The 1,958-nt window shown below is 32.7% G+C and carries 2 protein-coding genes; one reads left to right on the forward strand and one right to left on the reverse strand.

What is annotated here, in order from left to right:
• Positions 1 to 225: 225 nt before the first annotated feature.
• Complete coding sequence (gene spoIIR / locus BUB63_RS13030) at positions 226 to 855, forward strand: stage II sporulation protein R (protein ID WP_073250446.1); 630 nt, start codon at positions 226 to 228, stop codon at positions 853 to 855.
• A gap of 24 nt (positions 856 to 879) precedes the next feature.
• On the opposite strand, the gene BUB63_RS13035 is transcribed toward spoIIR, so the two are convergent.
• Positions 880 to 1,869 (reverse strand): MGDG synthase family glycosyltransferase, encoded by a 990-nt coding sequence (locus tag BUB63_RS13035; RefSeq protein WP_341465382.1) that lies wholly within the window; start codon positions 1,867 to 1,869, stop codon positions 880 to 882.
• Positions 1,870 to 1,958 lie beyond the last annotated feature (89 nt).

Below are 1,958 nucleotides of genomic sequence, written 5' to 3' on the forward strand. Positions count from 1 at the left end.
GGTATCCCTCCCATTAAGAAGGATACCAAATACTTGTACAATTTTGTACATTTTTATTTTCCACTTTTCGTACATTTTGATTTTATCATTTACAGCCTAAGAAATCCTTCATGGGGCTAATCAATACAACAGCCTGAGAGGTAATAAAAAAATTACCTCTTTTTTGTTTAAAACCTATTTAATTTGGAAATATTAATAGTAAGTTCTTAAGAAGGGGGATTTTAAATGAAAAGGATTTTATGTGGAATAGTTACATTAGTTATTATTATTTCTTTCATTTATGCAAATAGAGCAACAGGTGAGCTAAACTATAAAGATAAACTCATAAGATTTCACGTTATAGCAAATAGCGATTCAAAGAATGACCAGAGCGTAAAATTAAAGGTTAGAGATGCGGTATTAAAGGAATTAGGGCCAAAACTTCAGAGGGCAAAGACAAAGGATGAGGCAATTGAAATAATTACAAGCAATATTGATAGGATTGAAAATATATCAAATAATATATTGCAAAACAACGGATATAAATATACGGCTAAGGCAAGCCTTGGTACATACACCTTCCCTATAAAAAGCTATGGAAACATAACCTTAAAGGAGGGTGATTACACAGCCCTAAGGATAGTCCTTGGAGAAGGTGGAGGTAAGAACTGGTGGTGTGTAATGTTCCCACCATTATGCTTTATTGATATAACAAAGGGCCTCACAACTGAAGAGACAGAACAGCAGTTAAATAAAGTTTTAAATGAGGAAGAAGTAACAGAGGTTATGAATATTTCAGACTTCAACAAGGAGAAGCACGAGAAGGTGGTATTTAAGTTTAAGATATTAGAGCTATTTGAGGGATTATTTAAATAGAAAAAGGGGCTGTTTTCAGCCCCTTTATTGGTTCTCAATTTTTTGGAGTATAAGATTGCATATATCCCTTGTTGCATTTGGCTTTGCTTTTTCTCTGCAGCATTCTTTCATATGTTGTAGCCTAACTTTGCTATTTAAAAGCTGCATAAGAATGCTTACAACGCTGTCGTCTGAGTGTATTCTTGCGGCAATGCCATTATTTAATAGATAGTCAGCATTCTTTTCCTCTTGACCTGGGATTGCAGAATTAATGACAATAGGAATTTCTTTGATTAACGCTTCTGTAATGGTAAGCCCACCGGGTTTTGATATTAATAGGTCTGATGCAGACATAAGAAGGTTAATATTATCAGTATAGTCAAAAACAATTGTCCTTTTGTTTGTTCTTGATGCTATTTCATTTAGTTGATTTCTAAGTTTTATATTTTGTCCAGCACAGGCAATTATTTGTATATCAAGCTTTGAGAAGGCAAGTTTCTCAAACATATCTTTTATATTACCAATTCCAAGACCACCACCCATTAAAAGGACAGTAAATTTATCATCTAACTCTAATTCTTTTCTTGCTTCTCTTTTATCTATCCTTTGAAGAAATTCCTCAGAAACAGGAATTCCAAGTGGATAAATTGTCTCCTTTTCAATTCCCTTTTCAACTAAATCCTGAATGAAGTCCTCATTAGGTATAACATAGGCATCTATATGGCTGTATAGCCAAAAGGAATGTGGTGCATAGTCTGTTAATATTGCAATACAGGGACATTCGATTTTATTTTTCCTTTTAAGTTTAGATACCATTTCAAGTGGGAATGGGTGTGTACAGACTATTGCTTGAGGTTCATATTCTTCAATTAGTCCCTTTATTTTAATAGAAAGTATTTCATTTATTATACTTGATAAGTTAGATAGGGTATCCTCTGAATCGGCATATTTATAAAGCTTTCCGTAGAGTGCAGGTGTCTTCTTTAAACTTTTTAAATACCCACCTACTATTATCTTATCAATTATAGGATTTATCCTGAATTATTCATGGAATTTATTTAAAAGAGTTCTATAGCCCATATTAACTTAATTTTTTACTAAACTGCATTTCACTTAAAAAGTGA

The sequence above is a fragment of the Caloramator proteoclasticus DSM 10124 genome, from assembly GCF_900129265.1.
GTDB lineage: Bacteria > Bacillota > Clostridia > Clostridiales > Caloramatoraceae > Thermobrachium > Thermobrachium proteoclasticum.

What these genes read in the sequence shown, in the direction of transcription:
- spoIIR (WP_073250446.1), top strand. Translation starts at nt 226, where the DNA reads ATGAAAAGGATTTTATGTGGAATAGTTACATTAGTTATTATTATTTCT.